Genomic DNA, 17984 nt, shown 5'->3' with positions numbered 1-17984 from the left:
CCCCGAGGATGAGCTGCGCAGATCAATTATGTTCTCCTGTAATCGATTTCGCGCAAGTGGCGGACGACATCGAGGACGCGATCGGCTGGCCCATTGATGCCACCGTCCGGGACCGAGCGCGCGTAGTTGACGCTGCGAGTGACCGTTATGAAAGGTTGCCCGAAACTTCTGGCCGCGCCATGCCTAGGGAGTTCGGACGCAAGATCTGCCGCCCGGCGCAGGTTGTTTGTGATCTGGACCACCTCTAGCGATATGATGTTGTGCAGATCACAGCAGGGAGATTTCATGGTCGACGTGGATCGCTCTAAGAAGGCCGTTATCACCCCTCGGGCCGGCGCGGCCGTCAATTCACACCGTGTGCTCGTCGCCGTCCTGACCGTCACCGTCCTCATCTGCGCGATCGTGGGTGCGATCGCGGCCGCGGCTATGGGACAAACCACCGCCGCGCTTCTCATCGCGCTGGTGGGCGGTGGGTGGTTCTCGGCCGCCGTGCTCTGCTAGCCGCGAGGGCAGTGCGGAAGCCGGTGCAGTGCGTCGGGATCGCTCTGCACCCGCAGCCGGCGCCGTCCGCCCTCTGCGGTGTCCACGCCGATAGGTAACTCGTCGCCGCGCTCACCGGCCGGATCGACGAAAAGCTGCAGCTCGTTGGAGTCGACGAACAACACCGCATCATCGTGCGAGAGCGTCCATGGGTGGCCATCGGTGGGCCATCGACCGCCGATGACCCGAATGGCGTCGCCGTCCCCTGCCTCGCCTTCCTCCTCATCGGCCATCACGCAATCGACCCATAATTTCGCCGGTACCGGACGGAAGTACACCGCGAGGCGTTGGCGGTTGAGGTCCAGGCCGATCGGCATACCGATGGGCGGCAGCGACGTGCCTTCGGGCTGGTCGTTCAGCGACTTCTTGACCTGACGAGAACCAACGCCGGTGCCGAACCAATCGATGGTCAGCACGGTGGTGATGTATTGCGCGATCGCGAGGGTCAACAATCCGCCCGCCCCGGCGGCGCCAACGCCGGCGGCTCCCGCTACCCAGGTCACCGGCAGAGCAAGCAAACCGACGACGGCCGCGGCACCTGCGGCAGTGGCCACTTTTCCGCCCGCCGTCAGGCTGAAGTACGCATTCACGTCCGGCTCGGAGTTCTGCGCCGGCCGCACCCCCACGGTGCGCGGCAGCCGGTCGAATCGCTCGCTGACCCTTTTGACTTCCGCCTCGTATTCCTCGGTGCTGAGGTGACCGGCGCGCTTCTTCTGTCCGGCCAGACTCAGCGTCTGCTCGAGAAGCTCGATGGTGTCGACGTCGGATCCCAGCAGCTCTTTGCCCTTCGGATCGCGCGGGATGTCGCCAAGGCCCATTTCGTACACCACCTTGAAGGTGGCCTTGAAGTCGTAGAGTTTGGTGTCGGCGCTCACCGTGCCGTCAACCACCAACCGGCCGTCCTCGGTTCGCGGCACGATGTCGGCGCCGAGGGCGTCGAGGCTGCGGTCTTGACCGCCGATGCTGATCGTCTTCGGGCCCGCCAGCGCGCACGCCGCATCGGGGTCGAAGTCGCCCTCGTCGAGATCGAAACTGTTCATCACGGTGTCCCGGACCTGCCGCAGAATGCTCCACCCAGTGACGGCCAAAGCCGCCCTCTCATAAGGGTTTTCGGCGAGGATCGACCCGGATAGTTCCTCCCCGGGCGGCAATTCGCGCAGTGTCTGCAGCTGCACGACCATCGATTCCTCGGCACCCTCGCCGACCTCGAACCGCTGCACGACGGCGTCGAGTTCCTTGATCGTGCTGTCGTCTTGGGCCTCGGGATCGACGTCCACCGGTGACGGCAGCAGCGCCTGAATCCCGTTGTCCCCCATCGCCTCCAGTTGCGGGCCGACCGCGTCGGCGATTTGGGCGGCTAGCGAGTCGAGCACCCTGGTTCTGGCTTCGTCATCCGAGAGACCGGGGTGCTGGAGTTTCTCGAGGTTCACCATCAGCTCCCCGGCGATGCTGTGGGTTATCCAATACGCCTCGGCGTAGTCGAGTTCCCAGCTGATGCGCGGGTCTTGTCCGTGGAAGACCGTGACCCCGTCCGCACGCCGCTCGACGTGCGGACCGAACAGCAACCCGACGTACTGGTCCGGCGATGGGGCGGCCACCAGGACGGGAGCGTCCTGAGAGGTGAAGTTGAGGGCGATCGTCTGCTTGCCCGGCTCTGTTTGGTGCGGTTCGAGTTGGTCGTGAATTGTCAACCGCCCGAACAGCGGAATCTCGTTGTACGCAATCTCGCGCGACTCTCCGGAACGCGGACCGTCCGGGATCGTGATCGTCGCCGGGGGTAGGGATACCAACGGAATGCAGGTGACCGAATCGATGACGATCTTCGAATCGAAAATCACCAGGTCAATTGCGAAGTGCCGCAGCGGGTCGCGGAGTTCGCCGTCGGCTGCTTCCTGCCACAGTCGCTGACGAGAGTCGCGGACGAACCAGACGCGATCCAGGGTGAGGTCAAGGGTGGCCGTCGCGGAGTAGCCCGTGCCGTCGACGGACTGCGTGTACTTGTCACCGCTGAACATCTCGGCCGTCTGATCCTGCACGCGCTCGCGGTGAATTTCGATGATCGTGTCGGGGCGATGCATGTCATAACTCCGTCCCTGGGCGTACGCGCGACACCGTCGTCGCGTATGCGGTCATGTCGGCCCGATCAGTGGACTCCGGTCGGCTTGTGGATCCTGTACCCAAAAAGGGATGTCTCGAGTCGCCCCAGGCGCACTGAGTAGTCGCGGTGGTTCGCCTTTGTCAGTCCGGTCGGCGCGGCGGAAATTCGGCGCGCTTCTCGATGGCCTCCCGGTAGGCATGCACCCGGCCCGGGATCGTCCCGAGCACCGCGATGGTGCGGCAGTCCCGCCCGTAAGCGCCGACGAACTGCCAGCCCTCCGGATTGCCTTCGATGATCTCGACAGCGTCGTAATCGGTTGGCACGCCCAGCATTTGCAGCTTGATGTCATATTGGTCGGACCAGAAGTACGGCACCGCGGCGAAGGGTTGGGCGTGCTCCGGCCCGGCCAGCAGCGTGCGCGCCGCGGCCTGACCCTGGCGGGCCGCGTCATCCCAGTGTTCAGTACGCAGATGGCGCTCGTACAGCGGGTGCCACCAGCGCGCCACATCCCCGGCGGCGACGACATTGCCGTCGCCGGTGTTGCCCTCGGCGGCGCCAGTTGCGTCGCAGACCACCCCGTCGTCCAAACGCAGACCCGAGCCGTCAAGCCAGGCGGTGGCGGGCGTGACGCCGAGCCCGACGATGACGACATCGGCTGGGACCTGCGAGCCGTCGGTGAGTCGAACTGCTTCGACCCGCCCGTTGCCGGCGAATCCCTCGACACCCACGCCGACGCGCAGGTCGACACCATGTTCGCGATGCAACTTCGCCCAGCAAGGCGCCAGTTCCGCGCCTAACGCCTGAACGAGCGGTCCGGAGGCCTTTTCGACAAGCACCACGTCCAGATCGAGCGATCGGCAGGTCGCGGCGACCTCGCTGCCGATAAACCCGCCCCCAACCACCACAACCCGGGGCCGCGAGCCGAGTCGTTCCCGAATGCGCAGACAATCCTCGACCGTCCGCAACAGCAGCACCCCGTCGGGGGCGTTGCCGCCCGGCCATTCGCGCGGCTCGGCGCCGCTGGCGACGACGAGCCCGTCGAAATCCACCGACAGGTCCCTGCCCTCGTCGCGGACCCGGACGGTATGTGCGGACATGTCGAGGCCGACCGCGGTGGCCCCTCTGAGCACCCGCGCATCCATGTCGAACTGTGGCGCCATGTCGACGCCCGCCCGGTGCACCTGACCGCTGAGGAGCTTCTTCGACAACGGTGGGCGATGGTAGGGCGCCTGCCGTTCGGCTCCCACGATGGTGAGGGCGCCGTCGTAGCCGTCCTGTCGCAGCGTCTCTGCCGCGCGCATTCCTGCCACGCCGGCGCCCACCACGACGATCTGGCGTAACTGTCGAGTTGCGGGCATCGCGTCAGTCCTCCTCCACCACGATCGCCCGGGTCGGGCAGGACACCTCGGCAGCCTTCAACGGTCCGCGCAACTCTCGCGGCGGCTGCTCTTGCAGCAGGTGCAGCCCGTCCTCTCGCACGTCAAATACCTCGTGGCACAAGCTCATACACACGCCATTGCCGTCGCAGGTATCGAGATCCACCGAAACTTTCATCGAACCGCGGCCTTTCCTTCCAACTGCGCCCGTTCACGGGCGGCCTTCGCCGCCGGCGAATCCTTGATGTATTCGACCGCCATCTCTGTGACGGCTTCGGGGCCCGGGTGATGATGGGGCCGCATATACCTGGCCGGTTGCGTCACCATCAGCTGCCAGGGACCGGGCAACTTGTACTCGCGCGCCGCACGCAGCCAATCTCGCCAGCGCCACTTCTGGTCGATGGTCGGGTCGTGGGCCATCAGATATTTCGCTCCGGCAATCCACCACCCGTAAAACAGCGGCGTCGTCATCAACATCGAGAAGGCCCTGATGAAGTAGTTGCCGCACACGTGCTGATAGACGTCGAACACCAGTGAGCGGTGTTCGACCTCCTCGGCCCCGTGCCAGCGCAGCAGGTCCAGCATCATCGGGTCGGTGCCCGCGTAATCCAGACCGCGGTTCTGCAGCACCCATTGGCCCAGCATCGCGGTGTAGTGTTCCAGCGCCGCCACGTCGGCCAGACGCCGATACAACCACCACCGCTTCATCGCCGGCGGAAACCACTTCGGCGGGTCACCCAGCGCCACCGACAGCATTTTCCGCAGCCGCGAGGTGTACGGCTTGGTGTCGATGCCCTGTTCGGCCAGATGGTCGAGCACCACCTGGTGCGCCCAGGCATGCCAGGACTCCTGCTGGATGAACGGTTTGATCGCCGCCTCCAGCTCCGGGTCATCAACCAGCGATGACGCCTCCAGAACGGCCTTGATGAAGTGCCGCTCGCCTTCGGGCAGCAGCAGGTGCAAGACGTTCATCATGTGTGTTGAGAATGGATCGTCGGGCACCCAGTGCAGCGGTGTCTCGGACCAATCGAATCGGACCATTCGCCGATAGCGCGGATGTCCGTCGTGGTGAAGTTGGACCTCGGGCATCAAAACTCCTCCCGTCGACCGGCAATGCTTAGTCGGCCGTTCCCGTTCTGGTTTGAGGGAAACAAGTCGGCCCGCGGCCTAACCGCTGCAGGCGACCTTTCCACTGCGAACAACCGTTCACTCAATGGCGTACCCACGCGACCCGTCGGTTATGCGTTACCAGCGGTACAGGATGCTGAGAGTTCGCTGGGTAGGTGAACGTGCGAGAGCAGGCGCTGTGGATGAAGGAGTGGAGCGAGACTTCGAGGTTTCTACGACCGGGGGCCGATCCTCCGAGTTTGCTGTCGACGGCGCGAGAATCAAGCACTTTGCCACTCGGACGACGGATGCGGCGTTAGCACATGGTGTCGCGCCTGTGGCCGTGGCAGCCCTGGCAGCTGTTGTCGGCGTCGTTATCTGGGTGCGCCGACGTTGACATTGCCGGGTCTTCGCCTTCCTCCGCGTCATGCCTGAGGACGTGAAGACATGTCGCAGTTCGGCTCACGCGTGTACCGGTCAACTGTTGACGCGAAGTCCCTTCCGCTCCTCAAGCTCTTCGTCGCCAACGAGTTCGAGCATCGGTTGCCCGGGCACGCAAAACAATGTGAGGACGAAGCTACAACGGATGTCAGTGCGGTTGTTAGCGTCCCGATAGTGGATCACGTCGCCGCCGGGTCCCCAGAACGCATCTCCGGCGCGAAGAATTCGTGGCGCCTCACCCTCGATCTCGAACAACATCTCACCGTCAATCATGTAACCGAATCCCGGACCACCAGGTAGGCGATGTGGCGGATAACCGGGGGCGCCCGGTGGGTGGTTGATGAGAACAGTCATCACATGCGCATCGCCAGGAATCGACGGTGACCGTACTTCCTGCACTACCTCCATCGTTGATTTCGATCCGGAGTCAGTCGCATTCTGCAACCTTCGTTGTCCCCTCTTGTGGTGGCGAGACGCATGCATCCGTTCAAATTTCCTGACTGCGACGGCTGGAGTGTGTGTCGATCCAGTCGGAGTAGCGAGTCGTGAAGATCGTGGCGTCTTCGTCGGGCGCGAGGGTGTGGTCGTCGATCGCCGCACCGAAGTACGGCGCCTGGGCGTCAGTCACGACCCGACGTCGATCACCAATGGCGGCAAGGCCTGCGCGGACAAAGTCGTCCATCCCCATCGCTTCGGGTCCAGCGATCTCAGTGACTCCATTGATGGGCCGGCCGACAGCCGCGCGGGCCACGGCAGTGGCGACGTCGTCCGCGGCTATAGGACGGAACAACGCGTGTGGCAGTCTGACGATGTCGCCGTCGGTCGCGGAATCGGCCAGGCCAACCGCGAACTCGTAGAACGGAGTCGCTCGCACGATCGAGTAAGGCCGGCCCGAATCCCTGATCACGTTCTCCTGGGCTGCTTTCGCGGTGTTGTAACCGCTATCCGGCATGACCTGCGCGCCCACCACGGACAACGCGACGTGGTGTTTGACGCCCGCTTCCCGTTCGGCGGAGAGGAGATTCATCGTCGTGGTTGTGAAGAAATGCATCACGGGCTCATCGTCGAACAAGGGTGAATCGGCGACATCGACCAGGACATCCGCGCCGGCGAGGGACTGGCTAGGCCCTCGCCAGTAAGGGAATCGACACCTGATCGACGAGAGGCGGGGATTACGTCGTGCCCCAGCGCGCTGAGCTTGGACGCCACTTTCGAGCCGATCAGCCCACGACCGCCGATGACAACGATCTTCATGATGAACCTTTCAGAATTGCGTTTGACTGGTTATGGTCCCACCGAAATCGCTGTGGCCGAAGAGGGATTTCGAGACCTCCGGTTCATCACTGAATAGGTCACTGCGATCTCTCCTTCTTGATTCACGGCGTCCGGCGCAGGACGGCCGCCGGACTAGTTGCGGCCGGCCATGAAGCCGCCGTCGACGTTGAGAATCGCGCCGGTAACCCAGCTGGCCTGGTCGGAGAGCAGATATGTGACGGCGTTGGCGACGTCGGCGGGGGTGCCGACTCGGCCCAGGGGATGAAGCGGCGCGAAAGTGTCAAGCGTGGCGTCGATCTCGTCCTTCGGGACCCATCGCTCGAGAGCGGGTGTCTTCACGGCGGCCGGCGCAACCGCGTTGACCCGAATCTTGTGAACGGCAAGCTCGATCGCCAGGTTATGGGTGAGCGCATGCAGCCCAGCTTTTTGCATCGAGTGCCCAGCCGACGGGGTCGCGCCAACGGCCTGATGCGCCCACATGCTGCCGATATTGACGATAGAGCCGCCCTCACCGCGGTTGATCATGCCCTCAACCACGGTCTGCGTCAGGAAGAACAGGGCATAGTTGAGCTCCATGTACGAGTCGTAGAACTGCTCGTCGTACTCGAGAAACGGCTTGGGGATGAAGAATCCGGCCGCGTTGACGAGCAGTGTCGCATCGCTGTGCTGCTCGGAAAGCGCGCGCTGCACATCAGCGATAGCGGCGCGGTCCGTCAGCTCGGCGGCGACGCCCCAGGCTTCACCCGACCGGCTGGTGAGCTCAGCGACGGTGTCGTTGACGCGGGCCTTCGAGCGTCCGACGATCACCGCGCTGCCGCCGTGATCGACGACGTCCATCGCCACCTGCCGCCCGATGCCGGCACTGCCGCCGACAACAATGACTTTCTTGGCATCGAAATGCATTCGGGTCCCTCCTGGCTCTCCTGACGGCTTCGACTGGACCGCCGCTTTTCGTATCGACGGCGCGTCGTATTGAGACTGCGGCCAGGCGGGGTGAGCTGTCATCACCCCAACCACCGATTCACCCGGGTGAGTAATGCGCCGCCCTGAACCGAAGCAGCGGTAGATAAGTGCTGGCGAACCAGCACCGATTTAGGGCCATGGAGCGTAGCCTGACCACTATGGTCAAGAGCAAGATCAAGACCTGCATACATTGCGGCCACACGTTCGACCTGAACGACTCACGGCGTGACCTGTCCGATCCGGACTGGCTTCCGGATGCAACGGTCTATTGCTCGCACGATTGCAGTAACCAATTCCATCGCAATCTGGGGCATTGCTGCTCGACCCACGTGAAAGAGAAGGCCAAGCGCGATGCCGCCAAGGCGGCGAAAAGCGGAGTGTAGAAGCGCGAGTCGCGGATTCAGCCAGCGCGCCGGCAGGCTCGGCGCAGCCAATCCGTCATCGGCGCAACACAATCCGCATCAGGCTGGCGCGGTCGTGCTATGTCTGCGAAACCGCGTGTCGCGGGTGATGCAACAGCGCACGAACCAGCGGGCGCGGCCCGACGGAACGAAGCATCTGGCTGGCCGGGCGGACTCGTACCCGCTTCGGCCACCAGAACCAGCGTCCCATCATCGTCATGATCGACGGCGTGATGAGGGATCGGACGACGAAGGTGTCAAACAACAGGCCGATGCCGATCGTTGTGCCGAATTGGCTGATCGCCCGGAGATCGCTGGTGATCATCGTGGCCATGGTGACTGCGAACACCACGCCGGCGGCCGTCACCACCGGACCGGTGACACCCATGCCGCGGATGAGCCCCGTTTTCAGGCCGGCTCCGATCTCCTCCTCGATTCGGGACACCAGCATCAGGTTGTAATCGGATCCCACCGCCAGGAGTACGATCAACGCGAATTCCGTTGCCACCCAGTGCAACTGGAAGTTGCCAAGGTGCTGCCAGATCAGTGTCGAAAACCCGAAGGCGGCCCCGAGCGACATCACGATGGTGCCCACGATGACGCCCGCTGCCACCAGAGCGCGGGTGACGATCACCATGATGATGAAGATGAGCACGATCGAGGCCACCCCGGCGATCATCAGGTCGTACTTGGCGCCGTTGGCGATGTCGTAGAACGTCGCGGCCGTACCGCCGAGGTAGATGTCGGCGTTCTCCAGCGAGGTGAGTTTCAGCGCCTCCTTGGCCGCTTTGCGCTCCTGATCGACGGACGCGATCCCCTCGGTCGTCGCGGGATCCACTGTGTGAGTGATGATGAAGCGAGCCGCCTTGCCGTCCGGCGACACCATCAAGCTCAACCCCAGCTGGAAGTCTGGGTTCTGGAAGATCTCGGGGGGCAGGTAGAAGAGGCTTTCTACCTGAGAGTCGTTGAACGACTTGCCCATTACGGCGTTTGTGTCGGTCAGCCGGTCGAATTGATCGATCAGGCTGTCGAACGTGCTGTAGATGGTCAGCGTCGTATCGCGGATGGACTTCGAGACAGCGATATTCTCGGGAATGATCGCCAGCAATTCGCGTGTGGCCGTGGCGGTGTTGGTGAGGTCGCTGGTGAGCGCATGGAACTTATCGGCCAGCTGATCGAACCCATCCAACGCGTCGAATAGCGATCGTAGCGACCAGCAGATCGGGATGTCGTAGCAGTGCTTCTCCCAGTAGAAGTAACTGCGGATCGGTCTCCAGAAGTCGTCGAAATCCGCGATGTGGTCCCGGATCTCGTCCGTGATGGCCGCCGTCTCCCCCGTGGTTTTCGAGCTGTCGTCCGCAGCATCAGCCAGCTTCTGGGTCACCGCGTACTGGCGCTCCAATAGGGCGATCTGTGTGTCGAGGAAACCGGTGATCTTCTTGATGTCGGCCACACGGTCTTTCAAATATTTGAGGTTGCTGCGGATGGGCGCGCTCTGCACACTGAGCTGGAACGGAATGGATCCGTCTTGAATTGGCGGGCCAAGGGGTCTGGTGATGCTCTGCACCCGTTCGATGCCGGACACGTGGAAGATGGCACCGGCAACCTTGTCCAAGACGAGCATGTCTCGGGGGTTGCGCAGGTCGTGGTCCGATTCGATCATCAGCAGGTCCGGGTTCAAACGGGCCTGGGTGAAGTGTTGATCGGCCGCGTTGTAGGCCTGCACTGACGAAGCGCTCTGCGGCAGGTAATACAGGTCGTTGTAGCGCGGAGTGAAGCCCATCAAGCCAATTGCGCCGACGATCGCCAGGATGACGGAGGTGGCGAGGATGGGTGCCGGCCACCGCACGATGGCCGTCGCCAGACGCCGCCAGCGGGTGTAGTTGAACTCGCGCTTCGGGTCGAACAGGCCGAAGCCGCTCGCGACCGCGATCAACGCCGGCGTCAGCGTGACCCCGGCGGCCACCACTACCAGCAGGCCGACTGCGCACGGAAACGCCAGCGAACTGAAGTAGGGCAGCCGGGTGAATTTCAGACAGGCCAGTGCCCCGACGATTGTCAGACCCGAGCCGAGCACCACCTTGGTGACACCGGCGAACGTGTCGTAGTAGGCGGCTTCGCGGTCCAGCCCTCGCTCGCGGCCCTCCTGATAGCGGCCGACCATGAATATCGCGTAGTCGGTACCCGCCGCTATGGCGAGCGCCGTCAGCAGATTCACGGCGAATGTCGAAAGCCCCATGATGCCGGTGTCGCCCAGCAGCGCTACTACGCCGCGGCCGGTGGCCAGTCCGACGAACAGGATGACCATCGTCAGCAGCACCGTGCCGATGGATCGATAGACGAACATCAGCATGATCGCGATGATGATGATGGTGATGATCGTCATCTTGGCCAGGCTCGCGTCACCGACAACGATTACGTCGCTGGTCAAAGCTCCCTGACCGGCGACGTAGGCCTTTACTCCCGGTGGCGGAGTCGAATCCGCGACGATTTTGCGAACGGCGGCAACGGACTTGCCACCGTCGGCCCCGCCCTGGTCACCACGCAGGTTCACTTGGACGTAGGCGGCTTTGTGGTCGTAGCTTTCGACACCCGACGCCGTGAATCTTTGTCCCCAGAAATTCAGCGCGTGCTCAACGTGCTTGTCGTGCTTGAGTTTTGTGACGAGATCGTCGTAATACCGGTGCGCGTCTTGGCCGAGCGGTTTGTCACCGACCAGGGTCACCAGGACGAGGTTGTCGGAGTCGTACTCCTTGAATTTCTCCCCGATGTGCTTCATCCCGGTCACCGACGGCGCATCGGATGGTGACAGCGGCACCGAGACTTCCTCGGCAACCTTTTCCAACTGTGGAACGAAGACGTTGACACCGACCGCGATCAGCACCCATGCCACGACAATCGGAAGCGCCAGAACGCGGATGCCGCGTGCCAGACGCGGTTTGTGCTGCACTTCGGTACGCTGCGCGACGGGAATTTCGTCGGTGTCGGCGGTTTCGTCGATCACGCGGACTTGTCCAAGCAGGAGACCTGCGCGTCCCGGGTGTTGACCTGATGTTGATCGACCAATTTGCCGTCAACGGTGATCCGACAGCCGATGGATGGGCTGTCCCCTTGGGCAACGACGTAGGCGAAGATGCCGGGCATCTCGGCGACGATCGTCTTCGACCACGGCAGTGTGGTGAAGCTGGCCTTCTGCGGCAACGACTCCGCGTCCATCCAGTTGACGACGCCAGTGGTCCCGGGCGGTCCCAGGATTTCGTAGATGGCGGTCTTGGCCGCGTACGGCGGGGTCGCGTCCCTGGGATCGGGCTTGGGCAAGCCAGGTCCTGGGAAAACGCCATTGAGCCGGACCACTGCAACGCCGCCCACGATCAGTGCCACGACCACGACCAGCGGAACCCATGCCCGCTTGAGAAGCCTCAACACCGTGCCCCCCGATCGGTGATGCTTGACGGGCTGATACCCAGGTATCTCTTCGTGTGCGCCACGGCTAGCCGAACGCAATCGCGGTGGAATTGATTCCCGGGGTAGCCGGCAAAGCCAGGTTGATCAAGGTTGAGTTGCGGAATGTGACCGTCGACACCGTCAGCTCGATTACCATCGTGTCGCTGGTCGGTGCCGTGTCGCGCCACGTCACCGTGAACGCCGTTCGACGCGCGACGGTGACTGGGCGCCAGACCCATTGCGGCTCACCATCGGTCGAAGTGCAGCACGTCGTCGAGCGGAATCCGTTTGGCACGGCGGAAGGTCGTGCCGGTGTAGTAGGCGGTGGGAATGGTCGTGGCGTGATAGACGTTGTCGGGCATTCCGAGGATGGCCCGCATCTCCTCGTCGGCCATTATGGTCACCCCGGTCCACGTGGTACCCAAGCCCCGAGAACGCGCCGCGAGCATGTAGCTCCACGTGGCGGGCATGATCGAACTCCAATACTGGTTGGCGTTTTCGCCCGTCAGCGTGCCGTCGCCGTCGATGACCTCGACGCACGGGATCATCAAGACAGGGACCTCGCAAAAGTGCTCGGCGAGATACGCCGCACTGTCGGATACCTTGCGCTGCTCGCGATTGCGCGCGGGGTCGTCCTTGAACCGATCGGCGACCGCGAAAGGCGACGTGACGATCCAGTCCCATCTGCGGCGGTACACATCGGCGATCGCGCGACGCTGTTCGGCATCGGTGACCACGATGAAACTCCAGTTCTGCACGTTGGACGAGGTCGGCGCCTGGACCGCGATCTCCAGGCATTCCCGGATCAGGCCGATGGGAACGGGTTTGGTCAAATCGAGACGTTTGCGCACCGAGCGCGTCGTGGTCAGCAGCGCGTCGGTGGACAACTCGACGATGGGGTAAGCGCTCATGCCCGCACGATGGCGATGACTTCGACTTCCACGCGGATGTTGGGCCACACCAACCCGTCGATGATGCTGAACATGCCGGCGGGTTCGTGTTGGATGATCTCCTTGCTCACCGCTAGGTAGGCGGACGCATTGTCACGACTGGTGACCCATTGGCGCATGTAGACGATGTCGGTGAGCTTGGCGCCGGCCTTGCCGAGCGCGTTTTCGACATTGGCCCAGCACTGCCGGGCTTCGTCGGTGAAATCCTCGGGCAGGGTGCCGTCTTCGCGCACCCCAGGCGTTCCGGCAACGAAAATGTATGTGCCGACGCCGGATACGGCGACCGCGTCGGAGTATTCGCCGACGTGATCGGCTACTCCGGTGCGGATCCGGGTAATGGTGGTCATCTCACGGCTCCTTGGTTGTGTGAGGTTTTTCCGGTGGGTTGAGAGATGAGGCGAGTCACTTGAACGCCGCCAACACCGCAACCGCCGACGACGATCACGCCGAAGTTGCTTGCGGCCTTCATGTTTTCGCGCCGTCATCGCTGGTGAGTGGGCCGTCTCCGGTGTCGACGAGGAAGACTGCCAGCAACTCAGCGGGCTCGGTGGCGCTGGCATTTTCACTGATCGTGTGGTGCGCGCCGGGGGCTTCACTCCACGTTTCACCGGCGTGATAAAGGCGTGCCGGCTCACCTTCGACTTGACTGCGGATCGCTCCGGAAATCACGTAGGCCATGATGAACGCTGATTTCGCGTGGTGGTGAGCCGCGCTTTTAGCTCCCGGCGGGTAGCTGACGGTGACTGCTTCAAGTGATTTGCCCGGGACATTGGTAGGTTGATTGAAAACTGGTCGGACAACGGGTTTTTGATCCGAATTCTCCGGCGCCGGCTCGGCGTGGGCCGCGGGCGCTAGCATCACCGCAACTACCACTGCGGCGAGTAGTACTTTCCAAACCATCTTCGGTCCGCCTCCTTTGGATGTCGACCGCTCAGCCTTCGGCTACACGCAGGATCGTCTTGCCGGGAATACGTTTGTCGGGAGCGAACGCGGCGGCAGCTTCGGCGAGTGGAAGCACGGCACTCACCAAGGGCCTGAGGCGTCCGTCTCGTACTCGCGCGGCGAGGTCGGTGAGCTGGGCGCGATTGGCTTCGACAACGAAGAAAACTGCTCGCCCATCGTGCGGCAGTGTCTTCGGCGGCTCAACGATCGAGACCAGCGTTCCGCCGGCGCGCACCAGATCCGCCGAGCGGACCAGAATGTCTCCGCCGATAACGTCAAATACGACGTCGACTTCGCCGGCATCCTCGAGCTTTTCGGTCTCCAGGTCGAGGAAAGTGTGCACGCCGAGCTCGCCCGCGCTGACCCGATCTGCAGTCCGGCCGGTACCGATGACACGCGCGCCGACCTCGCGGGCGAGCTGCACCGCGAGCGACCCAACCGCACCAGCGACGCCGTGAATGAGGACCGTTTGTCCGGCGGCAAGCCGGCCGTGGTCGAACAAGCCCTGCCAGGCCGCCAATCCAGAGATGGGCAGCGCCGCGGCCACAGTGTGCTCGACGTCAATCGGTAGCGGCGCGAGATTACGGGCTTCGACCGCGATGTACTCCGCGAGCGAGCCGTTGCGCGCCCAGTCGGCAAGGCCGAACACCCGCTGGCCTACGCTTAAACCGGTTGCACCGTAACCTAACTCAACCACGACACCAGACAGTTCGTGCCCGGGCACGCTCGGTGTCCGGTCGCGACCCGCGTGGTCGGTCCAAGTGTGTGGCCAATCGAGTTCGGTCCGAGTGAAGCCCGCGGCGTGCACCCGCACGACGACGTCGTTGTCGGCCGGCTCAGGGTGGGGCAGGTCTGTCAGCGATAGGCCGGCGACCCCGGCGTCACGATCTGAAACGGTGATGGCTTGCATTACTGCTCCTTGCTGATGGTGGTTTTTGTTGTGGGGTCAGCCGCGGGGAGCGGTTGTACGCTGACGAGCTCGAGGCCTAGATCGCGGACCCGGTCGAGGAGTCCGTAAAGCTGTGACTGGTCGCGGATCTCACCAGTGAACGCGGTTTCGGCCGCACCGGCCTCGAGCCGCATCCCCTCTAAAGCGGACCCGAGCCGCTCGGTCACGCGGCCTCGAACGCAAATCCGGTACGTCGTCGACTGCACTTGTCCTCCGCTCGCCAACTGATGATCGAGGGTTCTCCGGCATGGGGTGAGTCGTCATCACCCGGCGAGCTAATTCACCCGGGTGAGGGCATGGGAACCAGTGCGCGGGTCGAAGACGTGGGACCCGGAGCGCTGCGCCCGGGTGGTGAGCCGAGGCTTCACGTGGACACGACCGCGCGGCGTAGTCTAAATACCGCTTTTGGGACCTTTCAGAACTGCCCAATCGCCCCACTGGTAACGATCACGAGCACTTACATGCGCGCAACGACCGAACAACACAGCTCGGTCGCCGGATTGGATCTCTACCTGGATCGCCCCGGCGGCAGGGTGCGTGACGGCGTGATGGAAGCCGTTCGCGACGCGATCCGCTCGGGGCGATTGATGCCAGGCACCCAGTTGCCCTCGAGTCGAGCGCTGGCCGCCGACCTCGGTGTCGCGAGAAACACCGTTGCCCGTGCGTACTCCGAGCTCATCGCCGAGGGCTGGCTGACATCGCATCATGGCTCGCGCACCTTGGTTGCCCAACGCGCGGCCCAGGTCTTCAGGTCCGTCCCTGCGCCCCCTAAGCGACCGACACAGCGCCGGTTGGACCACGACTTGCGACCGGGACATCCGGACCTGTCGTCGTTTCCACGGACGGAGTGGAGTCGTGCGGTCAAGCGCGCTTTGAACGCCGCACCGTTCGAAGCGTTCGGCTACAGCTATACCGACCCGCATGGGCGGCCGGAGCTTCGCAGCGCCCTTGCCGAGTACCTTGCTCGTGCTCGAGGGGTTCGGGCCCGACCGGACAACATCATCATCTGCAGCGGCGCCGCAGAAGGATTGAACCTCGTGGCCGGCGCGCTGGCTGAAGCCGGGGTCGGCGCCGTTGCCGTCGAGGCATTCGGCCTGAACGCCCAGCGGTCGTCGCTCGCTCGAGCGCGGTTGCGTTGCCCCCCACTGGCGGTGGACTCTCGTGGCGCTGATGTCGTGGCTCTCGACGGCATGCCAGATGCGGGCGGTGTGCTGCTCACGCCTTCGCACCAGTTCCCGCTTGGCGTGCCCTTGCATTCCGACCGCCGGGCGGCGGTCGTCGATTGGGCGCGACGTACCGGCGGAGTAATCATCGAAGACGATTACGACGGCGAATTCCGCTACGACCGTAGCCCTGTCGGTGCGCTGCACGGCATCGATCCCGAGCATGTCATCTATATGGGGACGGCGAGCAAGTCACTGGCGCCGGGGCTTCGACTCGGGTGGCTGGTGCTGCCGGACCGGCTCGTCCATGCGGTGGGCCGGCAGCGGGGTGAGCGCGAGGAGACTTCCGGCTTCGTTGACCAATTGGCGATGGCCGAATTCATCGTGTCCGGCTCGTATGACAGACACATTCGCACAATGCGCGCCCAGTACCGGCGCCGCCGTGCGGAACTCGTCGCCGCTGTTGCCCGGTCATCACCGAAGACCACTGTCGCAGGAATGCCCGCGGGTCTGCACGTCCTGCTGGAGCTTTCCGATGCCGACGAAAGCGTGCTGTGTTGTCAACGCGCGTGGCGCCGGCTCGGCGTGGATGGTTTGCATCTGTTTCGCCATCCCGAAGGCGACAGCAAACGAGATGGGTTAGTGGTCGGGTTTGCGGCGCCCGCGCCGAGCGCATGGTCAGCGGCGTTGGGTGCCCTGATTCGACTGCTGCCTTAACGTCCGGCTCAAGTGGCCCCATCTTGCCGGACCCAAGTGGCCCACGATCAGTGCGACACCGCGATTAGCGTTCAAAGCGTGATTGCCGCGGGCAGCTCCCAGATCACCGATCTGCTGTGCGCCAAGCCGACCTTCGAGTTCGCCGGCGAAGCACCGACTGAAGCCGGCCAGCCGGCGGTGCTACATGCCGCCAAGTCGACGCCACCGGTTATCCGCGCTCAGCTCGTAGAACGGGCGGGCCTGATCGACATCTTGTCGGCCGAACCCTCTCGCAAGCTCACGTTGCTCAGCGCGCCCGCGGGGTGGGGAAAGACGACGCTTTTGGCGCAATGGGTTGGCGGCGCCGATGATCGTCGTCGGCGGGGCTGGCTGTCCCTCGATGCTTCCGACAATGATCCGGCGCGATTTTGGACCGGTGCGATCGCGGCACTGGGCAAGACCGGTGCGGGGGTTGCGCCGCGCGCGTTCGCGCTCATCAAGATCGGTGCCGACCTCCGAGAGGTCGTCTTGCCGACCCTCCTGGACGAGTTGGCTGCCACCGATGACCAAATGGCGTTGGTCCTCGACGACTATCACCTTGTTGAAAATCGGACCGTGCACGAGCAGGTGGGTTTCGTCGTGGAACGGATGCCGCAAACTTTCCGGCTGGTCATCGCCACCCGTTCGGATCCCTTGCTGCCGTTGGCGCGGTTGCGGGCCCGCGGCGAGCTGTTGGAGCTGCGGACCGAGGAGTTGCGTTTTCAGGCCGGCGAGGCCGCGGACCTGTTCGGCGACGTGCTCGGTTTGAAGTTGACCGACCCGCAAGTCCAACTGCTGTTTCGGCGCACGGAGGGGTGGGCTGCTGGACTGCATCTCGCCGGACTGTCGTTGGCCGGCCGCACCGATGCGGCGGCATTTATCGAGACGTTCGCAGGCGACAACCGTCACATTGTCGACTTTTTGATGGCCGAGGTGCTCGACGGTCAGCCGCCGGAACTGCGGGACTTTTTGCTACGTACATCGGTTTTGGATCGACTCAGCGGTGCGCTGTGCGATGCCGTGCTTGAAACGTCTGACTCAGCCTCGGTTCTGGAGAGGATCGAACGCGAAAATCTGTTTGTAGTGCCACTGGACATGTCACGTCACTGGTACCGCTATCACCAGCTGTTCGGAGAGTTGTTGCGCACCGAGCTGCGTCGCAGCGAGCCCGATCTCGTCGCCGATCTGCACCGACGAGCCGCTACCTGGTTCGAGAGCGAGGGCCTCGTCGATGAGGCGGAGCGCCACTTGGTCGCCGGCCGCGGCATCGCACGCAGTGCTGAGCGGATCGCCGCGGACCGCGCGGACGCTGGCATCGCCTCGACGCCGCTCGCCCCGGCCGAGAGGACGGCGGGCGTCACGGCGACTTGGCGCAACCAGGGATACACCGTCGGCGAGCAACTGACCCCCAAGGAGCTCGAGGTACTTCGTCTACTGACCACCCGGTTATCGCGACGAGAGATCGGTGGGCGGTTATACGTCTCGCTCAATACCGTGAAAACGCACCAGCGCGCCGTTTACCGCAAACTCCGCGTTGAGCACCGCGGTGCGGCGGTCAGCCGGGCGCGAGAACTCGGCCTGTTGTGATCCGCCCTGCGTG

The 17984-nt window shown here is 63.7% G+C and carries 17 protein-coding genes and 1 pseudogene; 4 read left to right on the top strand and 14 right to left on the bottom strand.

Annotated features, from left to right (window positions below; translation table 11 throughout):
* Positions 1 to 285 precede the first annotated feature (285 nt).
* Positions 286 to 501, top strand: coding sequence for a hypothetical protein (locus tag AC5Y30_RS18160; RefSeq protein WP_499920241.1), 216 nt, complete (start codon positions 286 to 288; stop codon positions 499 to 501).
* On the opposite strand, the gene AC5Y30_RS18155 is transcribed toward AC5Y30_RS18160, so the two are convergent.
* The 7 genes and pseudogenes from AC5Y30_RS18155 to AC5Y30_RS18125 all read right to left on the bottom strand — a co-directional run bounded on the left by AC5Y30_RS18155 (position 498) and on the right by AC5Y30_RS18125 (position 7740).
* Positions 498 to 2618, bottom strand: a complete 2121-nt coding sequence (locus AC5Y30_RS18155; RefSeq protein WP_499920050.1) for a hypothetical protein — start codon at positions 2616 to 2618, stop codon at positions 498 to 500. The genes AC5Y30_RS18160 and AC5Y30_RS18155 overlap by 4 nt on opposite strands.
* Before the next feature lie 160 nt (positions 2619 to 2778).
* Positions 2779 to 3996, bottom strand: coding sequence for an NAD(P)/FAD-dependent oxidoreductase (locus AC5Y30_RS18150; protein WP_499920049.1), 1218 nt, complete (start codon positions 3994 to 3996; stop codon positions 2779 to 2781).
* Between the two features lie 4 nt (positions 3997 to 4000).
* Positions 4001 to 4192: a ferredoxin gene (locus AC5Y30_RS18145; protein ID WP_067134163.1), complete on the bottom strand. Its 192-nt coding sequence runs from the start codon at positions 4190 to 4192 to the stop codon at positions 4001 to 4003.
* Positions 4189 to 5103, bottom strand: coding sequence for a metal-dependent hydrolase (locus AC5Y30_RS18140; RefSeq protein ID WP_499920048.1), 915 nt, complete (start codon positions 5101 to 5103; stop codon positions 4189 to 4191). Before AC5Y30_RS18140 ends, AC5Y30_RS18145 begins: the two co-directional genes overlap by 4 nt.
* A 495-nt stretch (positions 5104 to 5598) precedes the next feature.
* Complete coding sequence (locus tag AC5Y30_RS18135; RefSeq protein WP_499920047.1) at positions 5599 to 5970, bottom strand: cupin domain-containing protein; 372 nt, start codon at positions 5968 to 5970, stop codon at positions 5599 to 5601.
* A 79-nt stretch (positions 5971 to 6049) separates the two neighbouring features.
* Positions 6050 to 6816: pseudogene (locus AC5Y30_RS18130) on the bottom strand (SDR family oxidoreductase).
* A gap of 153 nt (positions 6817 to 6969) precedes the next feature.
* Complete coding sequence (locus tag AC5Y30_RS18125; RefSeq protein ID WP_499920046.1) at positions 6970 to 7740, bottom strand: SDR family NAD(P)-dependent oxidoreductase; 771 nt, start codon at positions 7738 to 7740, stop codon at positions 6970 to 6972.
* Between the two features lie 218 nt (positions 7741 to 7958).
* Between AC5Y30_RS18125 and AC5Y30_RS18120 the strand changes: the two genes are divergently transcribed.
* Positions 7959 to 8183, top strand: coding sequence for a ferric uptake regulation protein (locus tag AC5Y30_RS18120; protein ID WP_499920045.1), 225 nt, complete (start codon positions 7959 to 7961; stop codon positions 8181 to 8183).
* A 97-nt stretch (positions 8184 to 8280) separates the two neighbouring features.
* On the opposite strand, the gene AC5Y30_RS18115 is transcribed toward AC5Y30_RS18120, so the two are convergent.
* From AC5Y30_RS18115 to AC5Y30_RS18085, 7 genes are all read right to left on the bottom strand, one after another.
* On the bottom strand, positions 8281 to 11205 hold the full coding sequence (locus AC5Y30_RS18115) for an MMPL/RND family transporter (protein WP_499920044.1): 2925 nt from the start codon (positions 11203 to 11205) through the stop codon (positions 8281 to 8283).
* A complete protein-coding gene (locus AC5Y30_RS18110; RefSeq protein WP_499920043.1) occupies positions 11202 to 11624 on the bottom strand; it encodes an MmpS family transport accessory protein in 423 nt (140 codons plus the stop codon). The genes AC5Y30_RS18115 and AC5Y30_RS18110 overlap by 4 nt, the downstream gene beginning before the upstream one ends.
* Before the next feature lie 266 nt (positions 11625 to 11890).
* Entirely contained in the window at positions 11891 to 12556 is a 666-nt protein-coding gene (locus tag AC5Y30_RS18105; RefSeq protein WP_499920042.1) for a nitroreductase family protein, read from the bottom strand.
* Positions 12553 to 12942, bottom strand: a complete 390-nt coding sequence (locus tag AC5Y30_RS18100; protein ID WP_499920041.1) for a RidA family protein — start codon at positions 12940 to 12942, stop codon at positions 12553 to 12555. The genes AC5Y30_RS18105 and AC5Y30_RS18100 overlap by 4 nt, the downstream gene beginning before the upstream one ends.
* A gap of 118 nt (positions 12943 to 13060) precedes the next feature.
* Positions 13061 to 13495 carry a cupin domain-containing protein gene (locus AC5Y30_RS18095; RefSeq protein WP_499920040.1) on the bottom strand — a complete coding sequence of 145 codons (435 nt, stop codon included), beginning with the start codon at positions 13493 to 13495 and terminating at the stop codon, positions 13061 to 13063.
* Between the two features lie 31 nt (positions 13496 to 13526).
* Positions 13527 to 14447 carry an NADP-dependent oxidoreductase gene (locus AC5Y30_RS18090; RefSeq protein WP_499920039.1) on the bottom strand — a complete coding sequence of 307 codons (921 nt, stop codon included), beginning with the start codon at positions 14445 to 14447 and terminating at the stop codon, positions 13527 to 13529.
* Positions 14447 to 14692, bottom strand: coding sequence for a DUF8691 family protein (locus AC5Y30_RS18085; RefSeq protein WP_499920038.1), 246 nt, complete (start codon positions 14690 to 14692; stop codon positions 14447 to 14449). Before AC5Y30_RS18085 ends, AC5Y30_RS18090 begins: the two co-directional genes overlap by 1 nt.
* A gap of 255 nt (positions 14693 to 14947) precedes the next feature.
* Between AC5Y30_RS18085 and pdxR the strand changes: the two genes are divergently transcribed.
* Positions 14948 to 16366: a MocR-like pyridoxine biosynthesis transcription factor PdxR gene (gene pdxR, locus AC5Y30_RS18080; RefSeq protein ID WP_499920037.1), complete on the top strand. Its 1419-nt coding sequence runs from the start codon at positions 14948 to 14950 to the stop codon at positions 16364 to 16366.
* A gap of 78 nt (positions 16367 to 16444) precedes the next feature.
* The gene (locus AC5Y30_RS18075) at positions 16445 to 17971 is read left to right on the top strand and encodes a winged helix-turn-helix domain-containing protein (RefSeq protein WP_499920036.1); all 1527 of its coding nucleotides are present in this window, start codon (positions 16445 to 16447) and stop codon (positions 17969 to 17971) included.
* Positions 17972 to 17984: the final 13 nt, after the last annotated feature.

The sequence above is a fragment of the Mycobacterium sp. NGS27 genome, from assembly GCF_059813005.1.
The sequence above is the reverse complement of the archived record's forward strand: the minus strand, read 5'-3'. Positions and strand labels throughout refer to the sequence as shown.

Bases quoted from the DNA above. Each gene is read 5' to 3' on its own strand.
- AC5Y30_RS18160 (WP_499920241.1), top strand. From the start codon at position 286: ATGGTCGACGTGGATCGCTCTAAGAAGGCCGTTATCACCCCTCGGGCC.
- AC5Y30_RS18155 (WP_499920050.1), bottom strand. From the start codon at position 2,618: ATGCATCGCCCCGACACGATCATCGAAATTCACCGCGAGCGCGTGCAG.
- AC5Y30_RS18150 (WP_499920049.1), bottom strand. From the start codon at position 3,996: ATGCCCGCAACTCGACAGTTACGCCAGATCGTCGTGGTGGGCGCCGGC.
- AC5Y30_RS18145 (WP_067134163.1), bottom strand. From the start codon at position 4,192: ATGAAAGTTTCGGTGGATCTCGATACCTGCGACGGCAATGGCGTGTGT.
- AC5Y30_RS18140 (WP_499920048.1), bottom strand. From the start codon at position 5,103: ATGCCCGAGGTCCAACTTCACCACGACGGACATCCGCGCTATCGGCGA.
- AC5Y30_RS18135 (WP_499920047.1), bottom strand. From the start codon at position 5,970: ATGGAGGTAGTGCAGGAAGTACGGTCACCGTCGATTCCTGGCGATGCG.
- AC5Y30_RS18125 (WP_499920046.1), bottom strand. From the start codon at position 7,740: ATGCATTTCGATGCCAAGAAAGTCATTGTTGTCGGCGGCAGTGCCGGC.
- AC5Y30_RS18120 (WP_499920045.1), top strand. From the start codon at position 7,959: ATGGTCAAGAGCAAGATCAAGACCTGCATACATTGCGGCCACACGTTC.
- AC5Y30_RS18105 (WP_499920042.1), bottom strand. From the start codon at position 12,556: ATGAGCGCTTACCCCATCGTCGAGTTGTCCACCGACGCGCTGCTGACC.
- AC5Y30_RS18100 (WP_499920041.1), bottom strand. From the start codon at position 12,942: ATGACCACCATTACCCGGATCCGCACCGGAGTAGCCGATCACGTCGGC.
- AC5Y30_RS18095 (WP_499920040.1), bottom strand. From the start codon at position 13,495: ATGGTTTGGAAAGTACTACTCGCCGCAGTGGTAGTTGCGGTGATGCTA.
- AC5Y30_RS18090 (WP_499920039.1), bottom strand. From the start codon at position 14,447: ATGCAAGCCATCACCGTTTCAGATCGTGACGCCGGGGTCGCCGGCCTA.
- pdxR (WP_499920037.1), top strand. From the start codon at position 14,948: ATGCGCGCAACGACCGAACAACACAGCTCGGTCGCCGGATTGGATCTC.